This is a genomic window from Parabacteroides sp. AF27-14, assembly GCF_003635425.1.
Lineage (GTDB): Bacteria > Bacteroidota > Bacteroidia > Bacteroidales > Tannerellaceae > Parabacteroides > Parabacteroides distasonis.
The window spans coordinates 193556-220196 of sequence record NZ_QTLZ01000003.1; the positions used below are offsets into that span (position 1 = coordinate 193556).

The 26641-nt window shown below is 44.5% G+C and carries 21 protein-coding genes; 8 read left to right on the top strand and 13 right to left on the bottom strand.

The window, feature by feature from the left end; translation table 11 throughout:
• Positions 1–57: 57 nt before the first annotated feature.
• From radC to rsmA, 6 genes are all read right to left on the bottom strand, one after another.
• A complete protein-coding gene (radC, locus tag DWY79_RS04775; protein WP_005866762.1) occupies positions 58–765 on the bottom strand; it encodes a DNA repair protein RadC in 708 nt (235 codons plus the stop codon).
• Positions 766–850: 85 nt separating this feature from the next.
• Positions 851–1417: an elongation factor P gene (gene efp, locus DWY79_RS04780; RefSeq protein ID WP_005861200.1), complete on the bottom strand. Its 567-nt coding sequence runs from the start codon at positions 1415–1417 to the stop codon at positions 851–853.
• 100 nt (positions 1418–1517) lie between these two features.
• Positions 1518–2222 (bottom strand): LrgB family protein, encoded by a 705-nt coding sequence (locus DWY79_RS04785; protein WP_005861201.1) that lies wholly within the window; start codon positions 2220–2222, stop codon positions 1518–1520.
• Between the two features lie 3 nt (positions 2223–2225).
• The gene (locus tag DWY79_RS04790) at positions 2226–2564 is read right to left on the bottom strand and encodes a CidA/LrgA family protein (RefSeq protein ID WP_005861203.1); all 339 of its coding nucleotides are present in this window, start codon (positions 2562–2564) and stop codon (positions 2226–2228) included.
• A gap of 111 nt (positions 2565–2675) precedes the next feature.
• Positions 2676–4022, bottom strand: coding sequence for a magnesium transporter (mgtE, locus tag DWY79_RS04795; protein ID WP_005861206.1), 1347 nt, complete (start codon positions 4020–4022; stop codon positions 2676–2678).
• Positions 4023–4055: 33 nt separating this feature from the next.
• Positions 4056–4838: a 16S rRNA (adenine(1518)-N(6)/adenine(1519)-N(6))-dimethyltransferase RsmA gene (rsmA, locus tag DWY79_RS04800; RefSeq protein WP_122368938.1), complete on the bottom strand. Its 783-nt coding sequence runs from the start codon at positions 4836–4838 to the stop codon at positions 4056–4058.
• Positions 4839–4933: 95 nt separating this feature from the next.
• Between rsmA and DWY79_RS04805 the strand changes: the two genes are divergently transcribed.
• Positions 4934–5947, top strand: coding sequence for a lysylphosphatidylglycerol synthase transmembrane domain-containing protein (locus tag DWY79_RS04805; protein WP_057326028.1), 1014 nt, complete (start codon positions 4934–4936; stop codon positions 5945–5947).
• 50 nt (positions 5948–5997) lie between these two features.
• Positions 5998–7452, top strand: a complete 1455-nt coding sequence (locus tag DWY79_RS04810; protein ID WP_122368939.1) for an aminoacyl-histidine dipeptidase — start codon at positions 5998–6000, stop codon at positions 7450–7452.
• A 91-nt stretch (positions 7453–7543) separates the two neighbouring features.
• On the opposite strand, the gene DWY79_RS04815 is transcribed toward DWY79_RS04810, so the two are convergent.
• Complete coding sequence (locus tag DWY79_RS04815; RefSeq protein WP_122368940.1) at positions 7544–8365, bottom strand: Rpn family recombination-promoting nuclease/putative transposase; 822 nt, start codon at positions 8363–8365, stop codon at positions 7544–7546.
• A 1302-nt stretch (positions 8366–9667) separates the two neighbouring features.
• Between DWY79_RS04815 and DWY79_RS04825 the strand changes: the two genes are divergently transcribed.
• Positions 9668–13240: a DUF6383 domain-containing protein gene (locus DWY79_RS04825; protein WP_122368941.1), complete on the top strand. Its 3573-nt coding sequence runs from the start codon at positions 9668–9670 to the stop codon at positions 13238–13240.
• Positions 13241–13420: 180 nt separating this feature from the next.
• Here DWY79_RS04825 and DWY79_RS04830 read toward each other — a convergent pair whose 3' ends face one another.
• Positions 13421–14260, bottom strand: coding sequence for a Bro-N domain-containing protein (locus tag DWY79_RS04830; RefSeq protein WP_057326026.1), 840 nt, complete (start codon positions 14258–14260; stop codon positions 13421–13423).
• Between the two features lie 337 nt (positions 14261–14597).
• Here DWY79_RS04830 and DWY79_RS04840 point away from each other — a divergent pair, with 337 nt between their 5' ends.
• The 5 genes from DWY79_RS04840 (at position 14598) to ispF (ending at position 21023) form a co-directional block, all read left to right on the top strand.
• Positions 14598–15248 carry a redox-sensing transcriptional repressor Rex gene (locus tag DWY79_RS04840; protein ID WP_005866780.1) on the top strand — a complete coding sequence of 217 codons (651 nt, stop codon included), beginning with the start codon at positions 14598–14600 and terminating at the stop codon, positions 15246–15248.
• A 3-nt stretch (positions 15249–15251) separates the two neighbouring features.
• Positions 15252–15866 carry a fumarylacetoacetate hydrolase family protein gene (locus tag DWY79_RS04845; RefSeq protein WP_005861219.1) on the top strand — a complete coding sequence of 205 codons (615 nt, stop codon included), beginning with the start codon at positions 15252–15254 and terminating at the stop codon, positions 15864–15866.
• Complete coding sequence (gene porU, locus DWY79_RS04850) at positions 15863–19237, top strand: type IX secretion system sortase PorU (protein WP_122368942.1); 3375 nt, start codon at positions 15863–15865, stop codon at positions 19235–19237. Before DWY79_RS04845 ends, porU begins: the two co-directional genes overlap by 4 nt.
• Positions 19238–19328: 91 nt before the next feature.
• Positions 19329–20531: a type IX secretion system outer membrane channel protein PorV gene (gene porV, locus DWY79_RS04855; protein ID WP_005861221.1), complete on the top strand. Its 1203-nt coding sequence runs from the start codon at positions 19329–19331 to the stop codon at positions 20529–20531.
• Between the two features lie 6 nt (positions 20532–20537).
• Positions 20538–21023 carry a 2-C-methyl-D-erythritol 2,4-cyclodiphosphate synthase gene (ispF, locus tag DWY79_RS04860; RefSeq protein ID WP_005866785.1) on the top strand — a complete coding sequence of 162 codons (486 nt, stop codon included), beginning with the start codon at positions 20538–20540 and terminating at the stop codon, positions 21021–21023.
• Here the strand turns inward: ispF and DWY79_RS04865 are convergent.
• The 5 genes from DWY79_RS04865 to DWY79_RS04885 form a co-directional block, all read right to left on the bottom strand.
• Positions 20992–23301, bottom strand: a complete 2310-nt coding sequence (locus DWY79_RS04865; protein WP_199705190.1) for a PAS domain-containing sensor histidine kinase — start codon at positions 23299–23301, stop codon at positions 20992–20994. The genes ispF and DWY79_RS04865 overlap by 32 nt on opposite strands.
• 164 nt (positions 23302–23465) lie before the next feature.
• Entirely contained in the window at positions 23466–24248 is a 783-nt protein-coding gene (locus tag DWY79_RS04870; protein ID WP_005866789.1) for a DUF6261 family protein, read from the bottom strand.
• 314 nt (positions 24249–24562) lie between these two features.
• Positions 24563–25054, bottom strand: a complete 492-nt coding sequence (locus DWY79_RS04875) for a hypothetical protein (protein WP_227793681.1) — start codon at positions 25052–25054, stop codon at positions 24563–24565.
• A gap of 91 nt (positions 25055–25145) precedes the next feature.
• Positions 25146–26279 carry a 6-bladed beta-propeller gene (locus DWY79_RS04880; protein ID WP_008778466.1) on the bottom strand — a complete coding sequence of 378 codons (1134 nt, stop codon included), beginning with the start codon at positions 26277–26279 and terminating at the stop codon, positions 25146–25148.
• Positions 26280–26283: 4 nt separating this feature from the next.
• On the bottom strand, positions 26284–26520 hold the full coding sequence (locus DWY79_RS04885; RefSeq protein WP_005866796.1) for a hypothetical protein: 237 nt from the start codon (positions 26518–26520) through the stop codon (positions 26284–26286).
• Positions 26521–26641 lie beyond the last annotated feature (121 nt).

Sequence of the window (26641 nt, forward strand, 5' to 3'; positions counted from 1 at the left end):
TACGCGAATATACATTAATACTTCTATATACTAAACCGGGGGAAAAGAGAATTTGTTTCACCGGACCAGCCTTCCTTCATCCGCATAGCTATAATAACCGCTATCGGACAGGATGATATGGTCCAGTATCCTAATATCCATCAGCTTCGCCGCTTTTTGGATACGCTCGGTCAAGGCATCGTCGTGCGTACTGGGGCGGAGGCTACCGGATGGATGATTATGGCATAGGATTATACCGGAGGCCAAGGCGTTGATCGCCGCTTTTAATACCAAACGGATATCCACGGAAGTCTGGTTTACTCCGCCCTGACTGATTTTTACCTTTTGTATCACCTTATTTAATGGATTGGTTAGAGCGATCCAGAGTTCCTCATAAGGTAAATCGCATAGTTGGGTACGGAATAGGAGATAGGAGTCTTTGCTGCTTCGGATAGCATCTTGAGGAGACGCCTCTGAGGTTTCCCGCCGTTTCCCTAGTTCCATAGCGGCGCAGATCGTGACCGCCTTCGCCTCTCCGATACCTTTAAAGCCGGAAGTTAATTCTTTGATGGAACGTTTACCCAATGTATTCAGATTGTTGTTTACGGAGTGAAGTATCCGTTGAGAGAGTTGTACGGCCGTCTCCTCATTGTTGCCGGATCCGATCAGTATGGCGATCAATTCGGCATCGCTTAATACGGAAGCGCCTTTTTGAAGCATTTTCTCACGGGGCCTGTCTTCTTCGGCCCATTCCTTGATGGAAAGTTTTCCTGTCTTTTCTTTCATAGTCGGGAAAGGTTTATGATTTGGTTAAAAAAATAGTTCCCGCCTGCTTATCAAGCGGGAACCGTATATTTTGACAAGACCCGGATTACTCGCGGATACGGCCTACGTAAGAACCATCAGTCGTATTGATCTCGATAACTTCGCCCTCGTTGATGAACAACGGAACGCGAACTTCCGCACCAGTCTCTACGGTTGCCGGTTTCAAGGTGTTAGTAGCAGTGTCACCTTTAATACCCGGTTCTGTATAAGTAACTTTTAATTGAACTTTTGTAGGCATGTCGGCGAAAAGAACCGTATCGGTAGATGCATCAGAAACAACGTCTACAATTTCTCCCTCTTTCATGAAATCAACGCCGTTGATCAAGTTTTTGTCGATGATCACGTCATCGAATGTCTCTTGGTTCATGAAATGATAATGCTCGCCTTCCGTATAAGTGAACTGATACGGGCGACGTTCTACGCGTACATCTTCCAACTTCTCACCGATATTGAAACGACGCTCGATCTGACCGCCTTTTACAACATCTTTCAATGTGGTACGCATGATGGTATTACCTTTACCCGGTTTTACGTGAAGGAAATCGACGCAGAAATAGAGTTTTCCGTCCAAACGGATACAAGTTCCTTTCTTAATGTCTTGTGAATTGATCATATTTATTTTCTTTATTTATATATGTTATAGAGTAATCCTTAACGATTTTTGGGTACAAAAGTAGTACATTCCTGCTAAAGTAGCAAAAAGTTTTGCGTATTTATATGGAAAAATAGTTGCAAATCAACCGAATAACCGGAACCAAGACCGCTGTCATGATACCCATCAAGCCAATCGCCAGTCCGCTTAATGCTCCTTCGATGGCCCCGATTTGAATGGCCGCTGCTGTTCCTACTCCATGGGAGGAAGCCCCTAACGCCAGTCCTTTAGCGATATGGCTATCTATTCCCAGTACCCTCATCACGATAGGGCCCACTATACTGCCAAAGATTCCTACCGCTACGACGATGACGGCGGTAAGTGAAGGTATGCCGCCCGCTTTCTCCGCTATCCCCATAGCGATCGGGGTGGTGACGGATTTCGGTTGGAGCGTGGCGATCAACGCTTGGTCGGCTCCCATCAATTTACCGATGATGATTACGCTTACGATTCCGACAATGGCCCCGACAAATACGGAAGTCAAGATCGAAACGACATTTCCCTTTAGATATTGGATTTGCTCATATAACACATAGCCAAGGGCTACTACGGAAGGCCCCAGCATAAAATGGATCAAATGACTGCTTTGCTGGAACGACTCATATTGAATGCCTAGGACTTCCAGTACCACGATAATCACGAAGATGGTCGTAAGCAAAGGATGCAAAAGACTGATATGGACTTTCTTGTAAAGAGCCAAGGAAGTCAGGTAGGTACCAATTACCAAGGTAAGAGCGAAAATCTCGGAATGCGCCAGATTATCCATGGTCTATTTTCCCTTTTCCAGTTTTTGTTGCACCAACGCTACGCTGGCGATGACTAAAATTGTACTTACTACGGAAGCGATCAGCAGGACTGCCCAATACTCGGAGATGATCCCGAAGGAATTCATAAGCCCTACACCGGCAGGAACGAAGAATAATCCCATGTTTTGGGTAAGAACCGTGGAAAGACGTTTCACCTTTTCAGGTTTTACTTTCTTGAACGCGAGGGCTAAGAACAATAGCACCATCCCAATTACGCTACCCGGTATGAAACCGTCGATAAAGTAGCTGATAAACTCTCCCGTGAAATAGAAGAAGAGAATGTAAAATGCTTCTGTTAGCATAGTTTTTCTACCTTTTTTGATAACCGCTACAAAGATAACAGCTATTTCGTAGATATGTTCTATAACATATTATTTTAACATAATAGGGGCGGGGTTCGCCCACCCGTGGCATCAAGCTAACGCGGAAGTAATGAACATATAAATCATCATACCGATAATATCGTTGGTAATGGTGATAAACGGTCCGGTCGCCAAGGCCGGATCTATCTTCATCTTATCTAAGGTCATGGGAACTAACGTGCCGAATATACTGGCGAACATTACGACGGCGAATAGGCTTAAAGATACGGAGGCCGTAATCCCCCGGTCTCCCAGCATGAAGAAATTGTAAATGAACACGACCAGACTGATAATGCTGGCATTGATTAACGAAACTACGGACTCTTTTAGGATTTGCGGTACGATATTCCCTTCCTTCAAGGTATTGTTTGCCAAGCCTTGTACCACGATAGCGGAAGATTGTATGCCTACGTTTCCACCGGTACCACCGATCAGCGGGATAAATAGCGCCATCTTCGGGTTAGTGGCGAAACTGCTCTCGAAACCACCGAGGATAACGGAGTTTCCCAATCCTCCGATCATGCCGATCAGCAGCCAAGGTAGGCGGGCGGCGGTTTGGGTGAATACATTATCCGAGGTTTCCACGTCTTGCGAGATACCGGATGCCAACTGGTAATCACGCTCGTGTTGCTCGCGTACCTCATCCATAACGTCATCGATCGTGATACGTCCTACCAGACGTCCGATACTATCGACTACGGGCAAGGCTACCAAGTCGTATTTCTCGATCGTCTCCGTAACCTCCTCGATACTGTCGCTGTCGCGAACGGAGATCGGGTCTTTTTTCATGACATGCTTGATCTTGGAGACAGATGGGTGGGTGATCAGTTTCTGCAAGGGGAGCACACCTTTCAAGCGCTCGTCGTCATCCACTACATATACATAATAGATCTCGCTCATCTCCTCCGCTTGCTTGCGCATCTCGTCGATACATTTGGGCATACTCCAATTCTCGTTCACCACGATCATCTCGGTACCCATCAAACCGCCGGCGGTGTCCTCGTCGTATTTCAACAAGTCCACGATATCACCGGCCTGCTCTACGTCCTCGATATGCGAAAGGATCTCCTCTTGGGTATCCTCGTCCAACTCACGCATCAAGTCAACGGCATCATCCGTTTCCATGTTATCGACGAAACGCTTGGCGATAAGCTCATTGGGAAGTTCCTTCAATAATTTATGACGGTCTTCCTCATCCAGCTCCATCAAGACATCCGCCGCTTTGTCGCCATCCATCAATAGATAGAGATAAATGGCCTCTTGCAAGTTCAGTTCTTGATAAAGCTCGGCTATATCGGCAGGATATAGTTCATGAAGTACCTCCTGTGCCTTCGCGTCATCTTTGGCCTCGATGATGCTTTTCAGGTTCTCGATGTAATCTTTCGTCAGTTCGATCATTGGACTCTTATATTATTATAGGACATCACCAGCCTACTTCTCCAAATGCTTTTGGCTGATCAAGGTCAGTTCCACGAATTGCTCCACGGATAACTGTTCCGGGCGCTTGTCGAATATCGGCAAGGCGTAATCCGGGCAATCTTTACCCAATAGGGGTTTCATGGAATTACGAAGCGTTTTCCTTCGTTGGTTGAATGAGGTCTTTACTACAGTCTTGAATAACTTCTCGTCGCATCCCAGCTCCTTGCGGTCGTTACGGGTAATTTTCAATACGGCGCTTTTCACTTTTGGAGGCGGATCGAATACTTTCTCACTGACGGTAAAGAGGTATTCCACGTCGTACCAAGCTTGCAACAGTACGCTCAATATCCCGTACGTCTTGCTACCGGGACCCGCCGCTAGGCGTTCCGCTACCTCTTTTTGTAACATCCCCGAGCAGCAGGGAATCTGGTCCTTATAATCGAGGACCTTGAAGAATATCTGGCTGGAGATATTATAGGGGTAATTACCGATCACACAAAACTGCCCCGGAAATAGCTTCGAGAGATCCAATTTCAGGAAATCCTCGGCGATGATACGCCCTTTCAGATCGGGGAAATTCTGGTTCAGGTAATCTACGGATTCCATGTCCAACTCGACAACGGTCAAATCATGTCCCGCCTCCAGCAAGAACTGGGTAAGGACTCCCATTCCCGGTCCGATTTCCAAGACCGGCAAGGAATTGAAAGTATCGAGTGTGTCCGCAATGCGCTGTGCTATTTGCAGATCCTTTAGGAAATGTTGCCCTAATGCTTTTTTTGGCTTAACTAATCTCATCCACTTTTCGGTGTAATGTGTTTGTTTTTAAATATTATGCTTATCTTTGCGGATGCACAAAAGTACAATAAATAATTTAAAGTTCCCTATACCTAATGGATTTTAAGAGCATTCTACGTACGTTTCTGAAGATAATTCTACCTTTAGCCTTCGGCTGTTTACTCCTTTGGTTTTTGTATCGGAAAATGGATATCACTGAGATTTGGCGAGTAGTCAAGGAGGGGGTTCGTTATGATATTATTCTGGTTTCTTTACTGTTCGGCTTGTTCGCCAATATCGTCCGTGGTTTACGGTGGGGATTGCTGATCAGTTCCTTGGGCGAGCGCTTCAAGATGAGTAACGTGATTTACGCCGTGTTGGGTAATTACGCCGTGAATCTGGTGTTGCCCCGTGTCGGCGAGGTATGGCGTTGCGGTATGATCACGAAATACGATAAGATCTCGTTTACCAAGCTTTTAGGTACCTTATTGATCGACCGTGTGAGCGATACGATCATGGTCGGTTTGATAACCTTGATGATATTCATATTTAATATAAGCTTCTTTACGAGTTTCTTCGCTAAGAACCCGGCTTTGCTCGAAGGGTTCCAATCCATGTTTAATTCGATATGGATTTACGTGGCGGTGATAATTTTTGTCGCTGTAATTTGGTTTGTATTCACTTATATGAGTAACTTTACGCTGGTACAGAAAGCCAAAGGTATGTTGAAGAATGTATGGACCGGTATGAAGAGTATCTGGTACATGGAGCATAAGATGCGTTTCGTGATAGAGACGTTATTGATTTGGGGAGGTTATTTCTGTTACTTTTATATTACGTTCTATGCTTTCGACTTTACCAAGGACTTGGGTATCGTGGTCGGGCTGATCACGTTTACGATGAGTAGTATCGGCGTGGCGGTGCCTGTTCAAGGCGGTATCGGACCGTGGCATTTCATGGTGATCGCTACCTTGGTTTGTTTTGGCGTGAACGAGAATGACGCGGCGGCGTTCGCCTTGGTCGTTCATACGGTACAGACGGTATGGACGGGATTGTGCGGATTATTCGGCGTGGTGGCTTTGCCGCTCACCAACCGGGAGAACAAAGAGGCTCCGGTCGTTGTTTCGTGATGAATACAAGATATGTATTAAATATGAACTGAACTAAATTATTAACATCTATGTCAGCAGAAATCAAAGATCTATCTCCGAAGCATGTATGGGGTTATTTTTATGACCTTACGCAAATCCCCCGTCCGACCGGACATATGGAGGCAGTAACCCGTTTTATGATATCCTTTGGTAAAGGATTGGGACTGGAAACCCTGCAAGATGAGGTGGGTAACGTATTGATCCGTAAGCCGGCTACGCCCGGAATGGAAGGTCGTAAGACCGTGACATTGCAGTCTCATCTGGATATGGTTCCCCAAAAAAACTCTTCCGTAAAGCATGATTTCGAGAAAGATCCGATTGACGCTTACATAGACGGTGATTGGGTGACGGCCCGTGAGACGACTTTGGGGGCGGACAATGGCATGGGCGCCGCTCTGGCGATGGCCGTGTTGGCGGACAATAGCTTGCGTCACGGACCTATCGAGGCCCTGTTTACGATTGATGAGGAACAGGGAATGGACGGCGCTTTCGGCTTGAAGCCGCATTTCTTAAAGGGTGATATTTTATTGAATTGTGATTCCGAGAAGGAAGGGGAGTTGTTCGTAGGTTGCGCGGGTGGCGCTAACGTGAATGTCTCTTTCCAATTTAAGGAGGATACTTATATTCCGGAAGGTGACGTGGCTGTCAAGGTTAGCTTGGCTGGCTTGAAAGGTGGCCATTCCGGTGTGGATATTCATTTAGGGCGTGCGAACGCGAACAAGTTGATCTTCCGTTTCTTGAAAGAGGCGGTATGCGATTATGGCGCTCGTTTGTCTTCTGTGGCGGGTGGTTCCTTGCCTAACGCAATCCCTCGTGAGGCTTTTGCCGTGATAACGATTCCGGGTGATAACGTGGAGTCTCTTTGGGAGCTAGTGGCTGATTACCAAGATATGTTCCGTACGGAGTATATGGGTGTGGAGGATAAGATCGATTTCGTCGCGGAGATGGTTGAATTGCCGTCTACGTTGATTCCGGAGGAGATACAGGATGATTTGATCAATGCGATCGAAGGTTGCCAGAATGGTGTGATTAGCATGTTGCATGATTTCCCGGGTACGGTTGAGTCTTCCTCTAACTTGGCGATCGTGAAGACATCTGATGAGTTGATCGAGGTGAAGATCTTGGTGCGTAGCTCATCCGAGTCTCGCAGGGATTCTGTTTGCTCAAGTCTGGAAAGTGTATTCGCTTTGGCAGGGGCTAAGGTGGAGGAGTCCGGTCATTATAATGGCTGGCAGCCTAATATCAATTCCCCGATCTTGAACTTGATGAAATCTACCTATCTGGATTTATTTGGTAAGGAACCTGAGGTGAAGGTGATGCATGCCGGATTGGAATGCGGTATCATCCAAGGTGCTTATCCGAATATGGATATGGTTTCTATCGGACCGGATTTGGAATATCCGCACTCACCGGACGAACGAGTGAATATTCATTCCGTACAGAAGATCTGGGAGTTTATTATAGCTACTTTGGAGAGAATCTAAGGATCTCTTTCCTTATAGATATTAAACAAGCCCTCCAGCCTTTGTTCTTCTAACCATTCGGTTAGCGAGAATAGGGCTGGAGGGTTTATTTTTATAGTTTGTCTATATCCTCAAGGGAGAGCCCAGTGTATTTTTGGATAATTGAGTGGGATAATCCATCCGCTTTCATGTTGCGGGCCGTAGATTCTTTCCCTTTCAATATCCCTTTCTCCTCTGCGTAATCGATCGTATTCTTATAATCCCTGTATCGTTTCAGAGCCTCGTCGTATTGTATGCGTTCTTCCTTGCTGAGGTTTGCCACGTCGGCTACTTCCAGCAACTTATCGAAGACCGCCTTTTTCGCCTTGAACGGCATTCTCTCTAAAGTGTCCATATGCTTCAATAAATAAATCCAACGTTCAAAATCATTCTCGCACTCGTCCGGTTCTTTTTGGAAGTAAGGCAGCTCGAGATAGACTTGCCGTATCCTGTCGCTAAACATCCTTCCGGTTTCCCGGTCCGCCAATATAACATCGGTCCGGAACTTTGAGTTCACGTCCATCTTGTAATTAAGTAGGAATACCCCGTATACGGGTTGTAACACGAATTTCCAGTCCTTCCCTTTTTGTCCTTGGTTACTGATGGCCCTCGCCAGATAGTACAGTCCCCTGTCGTGGAAATAGGGTTGTGCCCCGGTTTGCATCTCAACGACGAATAGGTTTCCGTTGCTGTCCTTGCAATGCACGTCAAAAACGATTCCCCTGTCATCCAGCGTCTCGGGGGTCTGAATCGGGTTAAGGAACGTGATATCCTCAATGTAGTGCTCTCCGAAGAACAACTGGTTCAGGAAATCGATTAGTAACTCCTTGTGTACCTCCTGCCCGAATATCCGGTGAAAGCCGAAATCGGTGAAGGGATTGATAAATTTTCCCATAGTGCTTATAGGTTTAAATGATTAAATGATTAAATGATTAAACGGATGATCCTATCTCATCCTTTGCGGTAAAGATACGCTTTTTTTTAAAAGGAGGCAGGGCTGGTGTGCCAAAAGTTTCACTTTTGTGAGATTTGAGTGTTTTTTGAAAATACGGGAAACATGTGCTTTACAGGCCCTGATAACCAAGAAACGGGCCCTCTCATTGGCTGCTGAAGTGAATAACTGACGGCTTGTCGAGTGAATAACTGGCGGCTATACCTAGCCGCTAACTGACGGCTTGGGAAGTGAATAACTAATCACTTGGAAAGCCTTTTTATACCGGAACCAACAAGGTCTTCTCAGCGACTTTTGGGGTGCGCTTCAGTTATCCTGCGGGGCTTTTCTATGTCGATTATTCTATTGTAGCCCTTGCGGATGGATGGTAAGCGAAGCGGCGATAATCATGACAGTTTGTGCGAAACAAGGTTGTTTGTGTGACATACCTCTTCTTTGGAGAAGTCTAACCAGAGAGAAGTAATAGGTGAAAAGGGCCTTTTTGTCTCTTATTTATAGGTAAAAGGTCGCTTTTCCGGTGAGAAAGGTGGTGTTTGCCCACGCGAATATATGCGTTAGCCGACGCAACCGTATGCGTTAGGTGATACATACGGTAGTAATCCCCATCGCATACGATAGAAATAGCCTTCACATACGGGTGAATTACAGGTTTTAGCCTTAAGAATATGAATTAGGATGAATAATTTTCGCTAGAAAGAAAGGGCATATTCCGTTATCTTGTTATGGAATAACTACTTGCGAATATTTTTTCTCGTTTTACGGAACTGTATGTATAATCTCCCGGAAAATTCGATTCTCAAGGGCTTTAATTTTCAAAGTGTCACAATGACAATCCGTAAATTCCGGATGACTTGTTTAATATAATATTAATGTACGCCTGTACATTAAATTAATGCTATACTATAAAAGTTGATGAATAATAGATTGAAATGATATTTGGAGTATGAAAACGACTAGTCTAAACGATCGATTCTTTTAGTCATTTGCAAAGGTACGCGTTTCTTCGATACTTACAACCCTTCCGGGCTATTTTTTTACCGCTTATTCTCTTTCTTATCAATAGGATAGGTTATCCTTTACGAAACAAGCGATTCCTTCAACGAACTGTGCGTTTAGGCATCAAAAAAACGCAAGATTTAATCGATCGTTTAGACTAGTCGTTTTGTATGGTTTAGGGGTCGGTTTAATAGGACTAAGTATTTGATTATCTTAATAAACACTAGTATTAATATTAATTTCAGTATTATGAACAAAAAGTTTTCTACACTTTTGTGTGCTGGTCTGCTGGTTTCCGCATTCACATTGAATGCTCAAACTCCTGCACAGGCTCAGCATATTGATGCTCTTACTTCTATTTCAGGAGTGGGGGCGGCGGCAGTACCCTATTTTGAGTCTGCCACTCCTAAAGGAATGTTCCAATTGAAAGCAAACGACAAAGTCCTTATCGTGGAAAATGATAAGTACAAATTGGTTGCTCCTTCTGATCTTACGGATGTTGAATCTTCTTTATGGTGTATCTCTATCACTGAGACAGAGAGCCAAGGAAAGAACCCTATCTTCGATTTCATCAATAAGAAGACTGGCGCTATTTTGGCATTTGATACAGAGACAAGCAATGTAGGTTCTTCTTTCGGTGGTTGGGCTTTTTCTTCAACTTGGACAAAGAGTAGTTACGAGAAAGATCCAACTAAGGGTGGTTTAAGACCCGATAAGGAGTTGTTTACTTACATCGATTCCGATTATGCTTATATTTTGTTTGGTGAAGGCGATGAGGTTAAAGCTAAAAAAGTAATGGCTTCTGATGCCGAGGACAAAACAGGTGACGCTCAAGGTGCATTGAAATTTACTGTTTGGAACGCCGGTACTTATGTATTGAGCGCTAATGAGATCAACGCTTATTTGAAAAACAACAAAGACGTATTGAATTTCCATTTGGATGCTAATGCGGATGTCAACCCATTCTCTGCTTCTCAAATTGAAGCAAAGGTGGCCGATGGTGTAACCGCTGATGGAAAGAATTTCGTTTATGTCGTTAAGAAAGACGAGAAAGATAAGAAGACTTACTTGAAGGTCGATACAGCCGCTAACGGTGTGGGTATCGAGTTCTTGAAATTCGGATGGTCTGATACGAATGTTGAGAAATATGCAGATGCGCTTACGGTAACGGGTGATGCGGATGATATTTCACAGCAACATAAGTTCCTATTCACTTATCGTCCTTCTGCTGATAGCTTGTTTATTCAAGTAAAAGAAGCTCGTGTTAGGGATACGCAGAAACCTACCGCTGAAAGAGGGTATTGGAAAGATGCCACCAAAGTGAAATATGGTTCAAACTACCATGATATTTATTGCGATGGCAAACAGGCGGCAGACGCAAACTCCGATGCGGATCAATTATTCGTTAAGTTACAAAACTATACGGTAGCCGATCGTATTGTCACGATCGGTACCAAGGCTATCAATACACAGATTAGTTTCGGTATTAATGGTTGTGTCGCATCTAATAACAAGACATCCTTGGACGAGGGTTTGTATATTATCAAGAATGATAAGGGACAAGTTTTGGCCGCTCCTATCCACTTAAATGATAACAATGCTGCGAACGAGGCTCAATGGATTACTTTGGATGAGCAAGATCCGATGCACATGCCAGCTTATCAATGGGTTGTAACAAAGGTTTATACGGCAGATAAGGCAAAGGCTACTTCTCCTGTAAAGTTCGTTAACCGTGAGTTCCCCGAATTGTATGCGAATTCTGTTCAATTAACTTTAAATGAGGATGGTGATATCATAGGTACGGCAGTGGGTACTACTATTGATAAAGTCTTGAATAAAGCTACTTTCACTCGTATCACGGATAAGAATATCTTAGGTGATAAGAAATTAGGCTATCGTTATATCCCGACAGATTCTTTATTGGTTAATAAGTATGTATTTAACTATTTGAATCCGTTTACGGATAGCTATTGGATGGCCAACGGAGCAGATAAGGATTCTGTAAACTATGTGAAAGAAACGGCAAGCCGCTACATGTTGGAAGAAGGTTCTACTGCCGGATACGGTTATGGTTACGGTAAAGATAAGGATACTCCGGAAGGTAAAGCATTGGCTCGTTTAGGCATCGCACGTTTGGAGAGAACGAACTATGTAGTCAAGACTGTAGACGGTGCGAAGTCTTTGGTTGAGGCTTACGGTGAGAAGTACTCTATGGGTGTTAATAATTATAAGGTAACTCCTTATGTTGTTGATACATTCTTCTTCAAGGAAAATAATCATTATAATGCTAAACATTTCTATGCGATTGTAGAGTCTGCTCCGAAATGGGTAGCTTCTGATGGAAAAGTTATCTATGCCTACGAGGTAAAGAATGACAAAGGCGAAGTTGTGAAATATGTAGATGCGCAAGGCCAAGACGTTTCAGTTTCTAATTATAAGTGGGCTGGTGCTATCATCCAAAGCGTAAGTGCTGAGTTTGACAAGGCAACTCATAAGGTTGGTACTGCTGATGACGGTAAGAGCGCCGTATTGAAAGTTCAGATCTTGAACGAGACTCGTACATCTGCCTTCACGGTAGAAGCAGATAAGACCCCGTTGTATCGCCGTTTCAACAATGCCGTCATAGGTGAGAAGGCCGACGATGCTGCTGATAGCTTGATTTTCGTTGAGAAGATCCGTCAAGAATACTTGATGGATGAGTGGAATCCTAGCTTGACTTCAGAAACCGTTGATTACGCAGGTATCTGGAACCGGGATAAAGCAAAAGGTAAGTTGGTGTTCAATATTGATACGGCTTGGGTAAATCGTGGTAAAGGTTATATCAAACCACAATACTTGATCTCTGTTGATCGTCAAGATCAAGATTTGAACATCGTGACTCATCCTTGTACTGAGGCTGGTCCTCACATCAAGCCGGACGGAACTCCGACAACGGATCCATACGAATGTGTTCATGCTACTCACAAGACCTTAGGCTTCACGTATGGTAAGTATTTGGTAAGTTTCGGTGACTCCGCTATGGTTAATGACATGGAAGCTCCATACATGGATATCAAGGGTGGTTACACTCGCGTAGGATTCGTGAGAGCTATTAAGGTTGGCGATTCTTTAGTCGTATTAACGAATGGTTTCGAGAAAGTTGAACCAGCTAAGATTGATACCGCTGAGATCTTCGCTAACTATAAGGCAACGAAGTGCGAGCGCTTCATTGTTGACTTAACTGGTGATAATCACAAGAACGTAACTTGGTCATTCCGTTATGTAAATCCGTTAGAGGCTGCCAAGGCTTATATTGAAGGAGGCGAAGGTGAAGGTGTGAACAATGAGTTCTTGTTCGAATCTAACATCTATGAGAAAACAGGCTATAAGTCTACAAATGCAACAGTAGCAGGTGTTTCTACTGACGGAAAAGCAACAAAGGGCTTCCAAGAGGCTCAGTCTGGCTCAATCGCTCCTGAATATGCCGCATGGTTGAAGATGCAGAATGGTTGCTTGGTATTGACTCGTGGTGATTCTAAATTTGATGCGGCTAAGACTGGTTCTGACGGTGCTTTGATCTTCAATGCTGTTCGCCCGACAGAAAAGGATGATATGGTAACTTCTAATGATGAGGTATCCGTAGAAGGCGTATCTGTAGTAGCTACTAACGGTGCCGTGACTATCCAAGGCGCAGCTGGTAAGTCTGTAGTAATCACCAATATCTTAGGTAAGGTAGTTGCTGAGACTATTCTTACATCTGATAACGCTACAATCGCCGTACCTGCTGGTATCGTAGCCGTAGCTGTTGATGGTGAGGAAGCTGTTAAGGTGGTAGTTAAATAATAAAGATATATAATTCTAAAATTCCCGTGCGGAGATTCGTCTTCAAGTAAACCGAGAGGTTGAACATGCGGGGATATTAATACTAAAGTAAAAAATTAAAGCTCTCCGTCAGTATTTCCGTGAGGCAAGAAAGCGGAAAAAGAATAAGCCCCGGTCGGTTTCTCGATCGGGGCTTTTTGCCTATTCTTTGTCGTTTTTATCTTTAAGTCTCAATCCGGTTCTAGCGTTGAGGGGAGAGATTACCGAGTGGCCTAAATCGCTTTCAAGTTGTTTGCGGGCGGCCTCTGCTGCTTTTCCTCCTTGTTTGGCGATAACTTCGTGTTCTTCGAGATGTTGCGGATTCTTTTCTTTGGACAATTCAGTGGTAGCTGCTTCGGCAAGCATATTAAGAGCAAGTTCCGTATTGGTCATATTGTCTCGTAAGCTCTCTTTTTTCAGACCTTTGAATTGTTTATATTCTTTGGAAGTTTTACCGGCCCACGTTTGATAGATGATATCTGTAAGGGTAGCGAACTGAATACCCTCTTGTAGTCCGTGCCGTTTCCATTCATCGGTTAGGTCCTTGCGTATCTCGATGCTTTTAAGGCGTTGATTAATCCAATTATCCGAGTACCCCAACGCTTTATATTCCCTCATGGCTCGATCTATCGTTAACTCGGGGTCTTGCATTTCATCCAATCGCTCTTTTGCCACTTGGGCCATCCATAACTTGAAAGGTTCTGCTTTAGGAGACGGGATGGATTGGATAAGCCGGAACAGCTGTTCTGTCGTAGCTACGTCGGTTTTGTAGTATTTCCCGTCGGTAGAAGGTAATTTCAGTTGGTGACAATTTGTCACCAACTCACTACCTTCAGCTTTTAGCCTTTGTTTGAGTTTATTCCAATATTTCCTTCCATCCACACTTTCGGTGAGGATACTTACAACGTCTACTATAGAGAAAAACCATTCCTCTGTTTCATCGTCCCAGACTGTACGTACTTTTTTCTCTTCGAAAATCTTGATAGCTTCTTTCTTTGTCATAATTGAAGTTTTTGTGTGAACACTTTAGTTAAAAGTGGATGATACCTAAATCTGTGCTATGGTTTTGGATATCTCGAAACTTTTGCGTAAAAATACAAAAGATTCGAATGCCTCCCAGGTTTATACGGGAAAAAGGATCGTAGAGACAGTTTTTATTACCGACAACGCTAGGATCGTCATACTTGCCGGTATCGAAGCCGTGATTGTTGAATGTGAGACCACTGTTAAGGTGGTAGTTAAATACAGTTTCTCGATCGGGGCTTTTTTGGTGAATCTTTTTAATTTTGTACTTTTGCAAGCTTGCACGAATGTTATACATGAATAGGAAAATTAGACAATGGCCAGCGATGATATAAAACAGGCATGGAAAGTGCCGGAACCTACGTTAAGGAGGTTGCCGTGGTATCTTGCGTTTGTAAAGTTGATGAAAGGAAAAGGGGAAACGTTTATCTCATCCACCCAGATCGCTAAGGAGATAAATGTAGATCCTAGTCAGGTCGCTAAAGATCTCTCTTTTGTGAATATCTCCGGGAAGACGAGAGTGGGATACGATATTAACGCATTGGTTGACGTACTGGAGGATTTCCTCGGTTTTACATCCCAGCATAAGGCATTTCTGTTTGGGGTAGGGAGTCTGGGCGCTTCTTTGTTGCATGACACCGGACTGAGTCAATATGGATTGGAGATCGTGGCGGGCTTTGATGTTCGTGAGGATTTGGACGGGAGCATGATTAATGGCATTCCCGTTTTTCATATGGATGATTTTCCTGCCAAGCAGAAAGAATATGGCGCGACGATCGGGGTGATCACCGTGCCGGTGGAGAAAGCGCAGGAGGTGACAGACCGGATTATCGAGGGAGGAATCAAGGCTCTTTGGAATTTTACCCCCTTCCGTATACGGGTGCCGGAACATATCGTAGTCCAGAATACTTCTATGTATGCGCATTTAGCTGTTATGTTTAATCGATTGAACTCAATGAATCACTAAAATATGAAGATTATCGCCGTTGGAATGAACTATGCCGCTCACAATAAAGAGCTGCATCATTCGTTAGAATTATCAGAGCCTACTATTTTTATGAAGTCGGACTCCTCTTTGTTGAAAGATGGGAAACCGTTTTTTATTCCGGATTTTTCATCGGAAGTTCATTATGAGACGGAGATCGTGGTACGGATAGACCGTTTGGGGAAAAATATAGCCGAGCGTTTCGCTCATCGTTATTACAATGAGGTTACGGTCGGTATTGATTTCACGGCACGGGATTTGCAGAATAAATTGCGTGCGCAAGGATTACCGTGGGAGATTAGTAAGGCGTTTGATAATTCGGCTGTGATCGGGACCTTTATTCCGCTGGAGCAAGCGGGGGATGTAAACCGGCTTCCGTTCCATCTGGATATTAATGGCTCGAAGGTACAGGAAGGCAATACCTCGAATATGCTGTTTTCGGTAGATAAGATTATTGCGTACGTAAGTCGCTTCTTTACGCTGAAAATAGGCGATTTGATTTATACCGGAACACCTGCTGGCGTAGGTCCCGTGAAGATCGACGATCATCTGGAGGGATATCTTGGCGAGCGGAAGCTTCTGGATTTTTATGTGAGATGAGAAGATTAATATATATATTCATTATAGGTTTATTACTTTGCTCATATACATGGGCGGATGGTAGCCGTTATGCTTCTAAATCCCTGTTATCGGAGGGGAAATGGGTGAAGATCCGGGTGGATAAGACCGGAATCTACAAATTATCCTATGCGGATTTGAAGAATATGGGTTTCTCGGACCCATCGAAAGTCTCTGTCCATGGCTATGGAGGATGGCCCTTGGATGAGGATTTCAGTAAGGAATATATCGATGATGTCCCTTCTACACCGGTTTGGCGTGGGAGTGATTACCTGTTATTCTACGGGAAAGGGCCGGTTAAATGGGAGTATGACTCGTCGAGCCAGACATTCGTGCATACGAATAATCCTTATTCTTTGTATGGTTATTATTTTGTGACCGATGCCACACCCACGAATGATATGACTTCCGTGGCTCAAGCGAGTGGCGCTTCCACTCGGATTACGACTTATGATGATTATCTATTGCATGAGCAAGAGTTAGTCTCCGTAAACCAATCCGGCCGGGAGTTTTTTGGAGAGGACTTTAGTGGGGCACGCCCTCGTACAATTTCTACCTTTTCTTCTATTCCCGGGATTACGGATGCGGACGGTAAGGTGACCATGCGTTTTATCTCAAGAATTAACTCTGGCTCCGGTACGGCTTCTTTAAGTATCAATGACTCCGAATTGTTGGATATAACCATACCTTCTATCCAAACAGTAAGCTCGAATGTCAGATCGTATACAAAGGCGATTCCCGGGACAACCACCGCGTTATGGAAGGGATCAAAAAGTGAGGAAAATAACGTAGTGGTTTCCTATAGTTCAAGTGGACATACGAATGTACGTTTGGACTATATCCGTATGCAATTTGTCCGTACGTTGCGCCCTTATGGGGCTTGTACTTTTTTCAGAAGCTTGACTTCTGTAGGAAATGCGTCTCGCTTTGTTATTAGCGAGGCGAATTCGAATACCTTGGTGTTTGATGTGACCGATGCGTTGAATGTGAAGAGAGTGGAAGCCGATCTGAATGGTTCTGAACTTTCATTTACAATACCAGCGGGTAGATTGAGGGAGTTTGTGTTGGTTCAAACCAATCAAACATTTCCTTCTCCGGAAGTCGTGGGAGAAGTCGCTTCCTCGAATCTGCATGGTTTGGAACAGAGGGATATGATTATTATATCGGCCCCGTCTTTGGTTCAGCAGGCGGAGCGTTTGGCGGTTGCGCACCGTGAGAAAGATGGCTTGACTGTTGAAGTCGTAACTCCAGAGGCGATTTATAATGAGTTCTCTAGTGGAACTCCAGATGCGACGGCATATCGTCGTTTGATGAAGATGTTTTACGATCGTAGTTCTTCTTTGGGTAATCCTCCAAAATATTTATTGCTTTTCGGAGACGGGATCTATGATAATCGGGGGATAAGCGGTGAGGTTCAAGGTGTTTCGCGGAGTAATATGCTCCTGACTTTCCAGTCTCAAGAGTCATTGAATGTCTACTCTTATGCGACAGATGATTATTTTGCGTTTTTAGAGGATAATTCCGGCAGTAATTTTAGCCGAGATAAGATGTGTCTGGGTGTCGGGCGCTTTCCAATCCGTACAGTAACGGAGGCGACTCAGATGGTGGATAAAACGATTTCTTATATGGAGAACAAGGATTCGGGTAGTTGGAAGAATAACGTGACATTCGTGGCGGATGATGGAAATAATGAGGATAGCTTCACAACGAATCATATGAAGCAGGCAGATCAGCTTGCTGAGGCCATTGAAGAGATGCAACCCGGTTTTCTAGTTAATAAAGTGTATTTCGATGCTTATAAGCGTAGCAGCCTCGGGACTTATCCGGATGTGCATAATGAGATTGAGAAACTATTAAAAAGTGGTCAGTTGTTGATTAATTATACGGGGCATGGCAGTACGACCCATTGGGCGGACGAAAGCGTATGGACACAAACCGATATCAATAATTCCAGTTATAAGCATCTGCCGGTGTGGGTGACGGCTACTTGCGACTTTACCCGTTTTGACGATGTGACAACTTCTGCGGGTGAATCTGTTTTCTTGAATCCTACCAGTGGGGGTATCGCTTTGTTTACGACGACCCGTGTCGTGTTCTCCGGTAATAATGCGAACTTAAATAAGGCGCTCATCGATAACCTGTTCCAAGAAGACGCGAATAGCCGTTATACGCTTGGAGAGGCGATGATGTATACGAAACGTCAACTCAATGACTCAAATAAATTGAACTTTATCTTAATCGGAGACCCGGCGTTAAAGTTTGCGTATCCAGAGTATAAGGCTCGGGTGACGGCTGTGAATGGAGAAGCTGTTTCTGATGAGCCTTTTGAGTTTAAGGCGTTATCCCGGATTACGGTAGAGGGTGAAATCTTGAATCCGTCAGATTCTTTTGCCGCGGATTTCACGGGCGTATTAAGCTCGACCATATTTGATAGCCAAAGTTCCATTACGACTTTAGGGAATAGCTCTGAGAAATTCACTTATCTCGATTATCCGAATACGATTTATATAGGTAGAGACTCGGTTCGAAATGGAAAGTTCAGCTTTACTTTTATGGTCCCGAAGGATATCTCTTATTCCAATAAGAAAGGTAAATTAAACCTATATGCATCTTCCGAGACAAAAGAGGCGCAGGGTTCTTTCTTCGATTTTATCGTGGGGGGGACTTCGGATACGGCGGAGACTGATACGATCGGTCCCGAAATCCGGCAGATCTATTTGAATGATTCCAGTTTTGTTTCGGGCGATAAGGTAAACACGACTCCTTATTTTGTAGCGAAACTGTGGGATAAGAGCGGCGTGAATATAACCGGCAGTAGCGTAGGGCATGATATGATGTTGACGATTGATAGTATGCCCTCTATGAGCTATAACTTAAATAGTTATTATGCGTTGCTACCAGATAGTGAGAACGAAGGACTTGTCCAGTTCTCCATCCCCGAGCTGGAGCCGGGAATGCATACGGCCGAGTTTAAGGTGTGGGATATCTTAAATAACTCCACGACCTATACCTTTACTTTTGAGGTGGCGGAAGGGTTGAAACCTAATCTGATCGAGCTGTATGCCACCCCGAATCCGGCACGGGATCAAGTGGAATTCTTTCTGCATCACAATCGTCCGGAGTCGAACTTAAAGGTGACGGTTATGGTTTATGATATGACCGGTAAGTTCCTATGGAGTACCGAGAAGAGCGGTTCCTCCGAGTTGTTTAAGGCTTATATCGTAACTTGGAACTTGACGGATAACGGTGGCAGGCGGTTGCGCCCGGGAGTTTATCTGTATCGGGCGGCGATTAGCACGAATAACTCGAAAGAGGCGACGAAAGCGAATAAATTAATCATCCTCGCACAATAAAGTATTGGGTAATTAGTTTATAATAAGCATGGGGGTATGTTTATTACCCTCTAGGAATGATAAATGTAAATGTATTTTTAGAATAGAATATATGGTAAGAGTTTCAAGATTCAGTCTGTTACTAGCGGTTTTCAGCTTTTTGACGGCATTTACGGCTTTATATGCCCAAGGAGGCGCAGACGATGTTAAACATAAATTCGCCCCGATTAATACGGCGATACCGTCTTTGTCTATCGCGCCCGACGCTCGCGGAGGTGCTATGGGTGATAACGGTGTGGCTACTACGCCGGATGTGAATTCCCAATACTGGAACCCGGCTAAGTATGCTTTTAGCTATAGTAAGGCCGGAGTCGCTTTATCCTATACGCCTTGGTTACGTAAATTGGTGAATGATGTGGCTTTAGCGTATCTGGCCGGTTATTATAAATTAGGCGATAGCGATATGCAGGCGATCGGAGCTTCTTTGCGTTATTTCTCTTTAGGAGAAGTACAGGAAAGCCGGGATGGAGGAATGGGTAATCAGCTCATATTGAATCCTTATGAGATGGCTTTTGATGTAAGTTATAGCCGTAAATTATCGGATGTGTTTTCTATGGCAGTCGCCTTGCGCTATATTCGTTCGGACATGGGTGCCTCGTCGGATGCGGATATGGTTCCGGATAACGCTTTTGCCGCTGATATCGCCGGTTATCTGGAGAAATACGTGATCTTAGGGAATAGCGAGTGCCTGTGGAGCTTTGGTTTTAATGTCTCCAATATCGGTACGAAGGTCTCTTACGACGGCGGAAATACCAACCAATTCTTGCCTACGATGTTAAAGGTTGGAACCGGTTTGCTGTATCCGATCGATGATTATAACCAAATCGGTATCTATGTGGATTTGAGTAAATATTTAGTTCCTACCGAACCTATTCAAGAAGGTACGACTCCCGAGGATGAGGCTGCTTATAAGGAAAAACATGATGAATATAACAATATGTCCCCGATCACGGGTATCTTCAAATCATTCGGTGACTCGCCGAATGGCTTCAAGGGCGAGTTAGAGGAGATTATGGCCTCTATCGGTCTGGAGTATAATTACAATCAGCAGTTCTTTGTTCGTGGCGGTTATTACTATGAGAATAAATATCAGGGAAACCGTCAGTATTTCTCGGTCGGTGCCGGTTTCCGCATGAGTGTTTTCCAGTTGGATGCCGCTTATCTGATCAGTACGGTACAGAGTAACCCGTTGGACCAGACATTGCGCTTCTCCTTGTCGTTCGATATGGATGGAATCAAGAACCTTTTCAGATAAATGGGTATGAAGATACGTGTAGGTTTTGGTTATGACGTCCACGCCTTGGTGCCGGACCGGGAATTATGGCTGGGCGGGATTAAGATCGAGCATACGTTGGGCCTATTGGGACATAGCGATGCGGACGTGCTGATCCATGCGGTCTGTGACGCTTTACTGGGAGCGGCCAATATGCGGGATATCGGTTATCATTTCCCGGATACGGCAGGTGAATATAAGAACATTGATAGCAAGATATTGCTTCGTGACACCATGAAGCTTTTGAGAGACGCGGGCTATGAGTTGGGTAATATCGATGCCACCGTAGCCGCCGAACGCCCTAAATTGAATCCCCATATCCCTCTGATGAAGAAAACGCTGGCCGAGGTCATGAACGTGGACGAGGAGGATATCTCTATCAAGGCTACGACCACGGAGAAGCTGGGCTTCACCGGACGGCAGGAAGGGATCTCGGCTTACGCTACGGTCTTGATACAGCGCATGGGATCGTAAACCAGAAAGTACTCCCTTTTCCTTCTTCCGACTCTACGCCGATCTTCCCGTGAAGATTCTCTAGGATCGTTTGGCAAATGGATAGCCCGAGTCCGGTTCCTTGGATAAAGGAATCGAATTTGGCGAAACGCTCGAATACGTGCGGGAGGTTCTTCCGCTCAATACCTTTTCCGGTATCTTTTACGTAAAAGTATAATCCATCTTCCCTCTCCTTGTATCCCATGCGGATAGACCCTTGGAACGTGAACTTACAGGCGTTCGTGAGGAAGTTGGTGATCACTTGGGTCAAGCGATTCTTCTCGGAATAGATAACACAATCCTGTTCGGGTATCTCGCAATAGAGAGTGACTCCGCCTTTCACCCGGCTTTGGAAGGTCTGGTATAAGCTCCGGAATAGCGTGGATACCTTGAACTCGGAATAGATGAAATCCATTTGCCCGGCCTCGATCTTCGATAGATCCAGAATATCGTTCACGAGTTGAAGGAGAAGTTCGTTGTTCGTCTCGATGATCTCGCAAAATTCTTTTGTCTCCTCGGAGGGGTTTGTTTGGGCGAGCAGGTTCGAGAACCCTACGATAGCGTTCAGCGGGGTACGTATCTCGTGGCTCATGTTCGCTAGGAAGGCTGATTTCAGCCGGTTGGATTCCTCTACCTTCGCTTTGTCCCTCAATTCCTGCTCCATCAGCTTGCGTTGGTGGATCAGGGCAGTTCCCCCGATCAGGTAGATAGGTTTACCGACGGGATCGGTCTTGCCGGTGATGGCGTAAATTTCTATCCATATATAGTTTTCCCCCGTATCGTCTAGGTAGCGGATTTCCTCATCTACCGGTTGGCCCTCGCCGGAGGCAAGTGCTTCCATCTTATCACGGAGCCGGTCTAGGTCATCCGGGTACACGCCGCTATAGAACTCATCGGGCGACATCTTGAATATCCCGTTTACGCCTTTGTCACGGGCGGATCTTTGGGTGAGGTAGACATTATTGCACTCTATGATCTCGGCTCTTACGTCCCACGTCCATGTCATCATGTTGCTGGCTTTCAAGACGAGTTGATATTTCTGGTTTAAGTCCTGCGCTTGGCGTGCGATTCGTAGTTCCTTGTCTTTGCCCTTTTGCTTTTGGATAAAGAGGTGTACCCGTAATATCCCTATCGTTATCAATAACACCAGAATGACGAGTAGGCTTATGATATGGACCTTGTATTTCTGAAAGAAACCGGGAGGCTCTTGGAAATAAGTGGCGTTTGGGGGATATAAGCCGGGATCGATTTGGTGAAGCAATAGGTGTTGGTAATTCAGGTAAGTCTTCGGGGTTCCCGAAGTCAGGGTAGAGATTTCTTTGCAATCTTTTCCCGAGAGGATCATTTCGATCGTGTTGGCCGTCACCTGCGCGTAATCCTCCGGAGAAACATAATATCCCCCGGCGAAATTCCCGTTTTCTGTTTGTACGTCTTGCAAGGTAAAGACGGGGGGAACTGAGAAGCTGTTAATCATTTTCTGGACGTTATCGACTAGGTAACGATTCTCGTTGTCCTTCTGGGTCCTGTACCATGAGTAATAAAGGACGCCGGTCTTATTGTCGAAAGAGGCCAACCTGTCCAATAAGTTCTCGGTGGAAATGGAAGTCGTAGACAGCGGCTCGAATTGGATGCCCGGGAAATCTTTCCGTAGCACGGCCTCCACATCCGCTTTCGTTTGCTGACTTATATAACGATGGTCGAAAATAAAGGCCAGCTTGGTTAATCCCGGTTGTAGCTTTTTGATTAGCTCGATCGTCTGCTTGATATAGACTGAGTATTTTATAAAAGTGGCGTTATAGCCTTTTACTACGTCCGTGATGGGGGTTAAGGTCTCGAGCGCGTTGGTATCCAGATCTATCAGATATTCTTCTTTCGGGTACATATTATCTCTGGCATAGCAGATGATAGAGGGAACATCTTTCCATTCCTTGTCAAACAACGGGCGGGTGATAAGCCAAGAGGGATCTCCTATGCATACGACTAAGGTGGGTGGCACAGGTACTCTCTCTAGGATCATTTGTCTCTTCTCTTGAAAACCTTCCATCGTGCGGATACCGGGGATCTGTAAGGGAATCGCCTTTACGGTAAACCCTTCCTTCCCGAATTTATTTTCTATATCAAGATAGGTCTGTTTCGTCCAGCTTTCCTCGAAGTTGATGGAGTGCAGTACGACTATAGACGGTTTCTCGCCGGAGCCTCGCGCACTCATGTTCAAGTGGACCGTTAGTATAATAAAAATAAAAAGAATGATATTTCTCATGGCCGTTAATTCTAAGCGATATATGTAGCGAACGTGATTCTGGCAGCAAATGTAGTGATTCCGCTTTATTAAGCAAGAGGTTTGCCTGAAAATAAAGCTCTTGGGAGGAGATAGGGGATATACCCCGGCGGGATTTATCCGCCGGGGCATATTGCCGGGGTGATTTATTGGGCAGGCATGTCCGTTTTGTTTTTCTTTGCGTTGATAGTAGACCGGGTACGTAGGATCGTCTTTCGCTCGTCTATCATCACGTTCACGTGATCAATGAAGGTAGTGTATTTCTCCTCGCCCTCAATCAAGCAAAGGGCGTTTACGGTGCTCACCAGCTGCCTGTAGGCGTTGTCTGCCTCGGAACGGCATTGCTTCACGACACCTACGATGACTCTCGACTTTTCGTCCGTTCTTTTTTGGGCCGCCTCCTTGAAGGCTTTTTCTTTGTTCTCTAGGTTGTTGATCCATGGGGTGAGCGCCAAGAGCCGCGCTTTCTCGGCGTCCAGCGCCTTGAGGTCTTGGATGAGATTGTGCAGCACTCCGCTTTCCTCAGTCTGGGCGAGGCTGGTGGGGTCGCCATAGGTATCAAATAACCTCTTGACCTCCATAGCGGCGGTGGCGGTGGCTACGTCCGGATGCTCCGTCATGGCCTTTACGTAAGCGTTGGCGCCCCGCCACGCGCTGTCTCGCTCCACGTCAGCGTCTGTCGCCAAGGCTGTGGAAGGCAGGCTGCTGGATGATTTCAGCGCCTCGTCGAATGCGTCTAACTTGGTCTCGAACGCGCTGATCTGGCCGTCCAGCACGGGGTTCACCTCGTCGGCTATCTCGTCGGGGCTCTCCGAGTCTCCACCCGATCCGCCTCGTAGCGTTACCGCCTCATCGTGGAATTGTTTCAGGAATCCGAAATCCTCCTCCACGTGAAGTGGGGACAAATTGAAAGCTTTAATTGTTCTCATGTCTATTAGATTTAAAAATGAATGATCAAGAAACTTGTGATCTCCCAAATGTAAGGAGTTAGCGCTTACGATACAAATTTAAGGCTGGAATAATGCGGGATAATGCGCTAGAAACTTCTAGGACCCCGTACTCACCCCTCGACAGGGCCGCTGGAACTTCTACGGCCTTGTACTCACCCCTCGACAGAGCCGTAGGAATTTCTAGGACCCTGTACCTACCCCTCGACAGAGCCGTAGAAACTTCTGGGAGGCTAGATGTTAAAAAAACTTACTTGACAAAGTCCCGGGATCTTTCCAATGAGGTCATCTATCATCTACCACATTTTTCTTATTTCTTCCAAATAGATTAAGGTAAGTTGTGGCAGTGCTTTATTGTGGATATGTAGATATTTAACACATAAATCTTTGTTCATGATGAATAAAAAAGGAGCGAAAGAATCTTCTAGTTCTATGGGTAACCCTAAATATTTATTATGTAAGGTCAATAGCTTTTTTCCATAGCAATCATTTCTTAATCGAGCGGGATAATCGGGTGATATGAAAACTACTTTTGTCTTTATTTCCTCTTCTGTAAAAACCTCGTTTAACATATCGACAACTGCGTCAATACAAGGAGGACATGTTTTTTCTGAAAAACAAAAGAATAACTTTTTATCATTACATAGATTGCTTAAGGAGAAGGAACTTAGAGAGTCTGTTCCCCAATAGCACCTTTGGTCGAGGCATTCATAATGCCCATTTTTTAATTCTTCCTTTTTGTAGATATACAGACTTTCTTTCTCGTATTCGAAATTGTCTATATACATATCTTTTGGGGACTTTTTTAAGTGATTCACACATCGTACGCAAATTATACCAGCTAGTATCCCCAAAAGGAAAATGTAAATTAGATTCTCGTTAATCTTCATTTTTGAAAACATATTTAATTAAGATTGGATTCTCTTCTTCCGAATGCGATTGAATGATCCTTCGCTGCTCCTCATTCCGTAGTTTCTCGGGAAATATGTCATCTAAAGGAAGCCCTCCCTCGGGAGTGCAAAGGATAAAGTCCTCTCCGAAGTAGATCGGATACAGTTGCAAACCCTCTTTGGTTCGCTCGAATTGGAGCAAGCTTTGCTTTTTTCCGTCATAAAACAGCTGGATATACTTGTTTTTACGGACAACCATAGCGTATCGGTATCTGCTATTTTGCCCATGAAACTCTATCACATAATTTACACTCTTAGAGGAATAGGCATCCTTCGCGTATTGGATTTTTTCTTGTTGGTTCCAGCCGGAAGGAAACTCCAATTTCTCGATGTCGTTATTTAAATTACCAAAATCCCAGTGATAAAGCTCTGTCAAGGTAGTTTTTGAGAGTGAGTAAATCGTGTTAGTCAAAGATCTGCAAAGAGAGTGTGGGAATGGAAATACGTCTTTGCAAAATATATCTTTTTTCTCTTCATGGAAATATTCATCGATTATTTTATCCTTTGATAAGGAATAGAACTTCAGGCGATTGTCATAATCATAGGTAAAGAAAGCGATTGTATCCTTGTTTTGGAACTGTAGAGAACTATAAGCCCCTGCGATATCGGGAAGTCTCTTTTTCTCGATGAATTTACCCCCTAGGTCATAGAAAAAGAGAGCGTTGCTGACGGCGCAGAGTACTACAAGATTCCTGCGGGCTGTATCGATCGCGAAATCAGACAGATTTAGGTACTGCCCCGGGCCGTCTCCTTTTTCGTTAAGTGCGAATTGGAAACGTCCCTCCCGGTCGAAAACAAAGATTTGGGATCTTCGATAATCATGGATATAATATCGGCCCTCAAAAAACTTGATCTGGGTTATATCACGGATCAGCGATTCCGGCGTTGTCTCCAGTGGGATGACTTGGATATCGGAAAATAGTTCCTTGGTGGAGACATTATCTCTCCTTTCCAGATTTGCGGTTATGATATCAGATTCCATATTTCTCTTATCTTTCCATCCCGTACAAGAAAGAAAGAGAAATATGGATACTATCGAATAGTAGTAAATGCTATTTTTCATTCGGTTAATCTGGATAACAATGATCTTCTTGCCATCCTGAAAAATAGCAATGAATATAAATAATAGGGCTTATTCGGTCAAGAGCCCAACAAGCTCCCTCATATCTACCACAAGTTATACCCGGGCCTCCTCCGTCATCAGGACATGCGCTATCGTCACTGTTTTCAGCTAAAACATCAGTGTTTAGAGCGAAAAAAATTAAACCGATTAGTGCTGTAAACTTTAAAACTTTTTTCTTCATAACTTTATTGGATTTAAGTGATACAAATTATTAATTGCAAATATATATAATTGAGTTAGGATTGGATGATTTTTGATGAGATTTTTTAGAAAGAGAGAAAGAATAATTCCCGTTTGCCCAT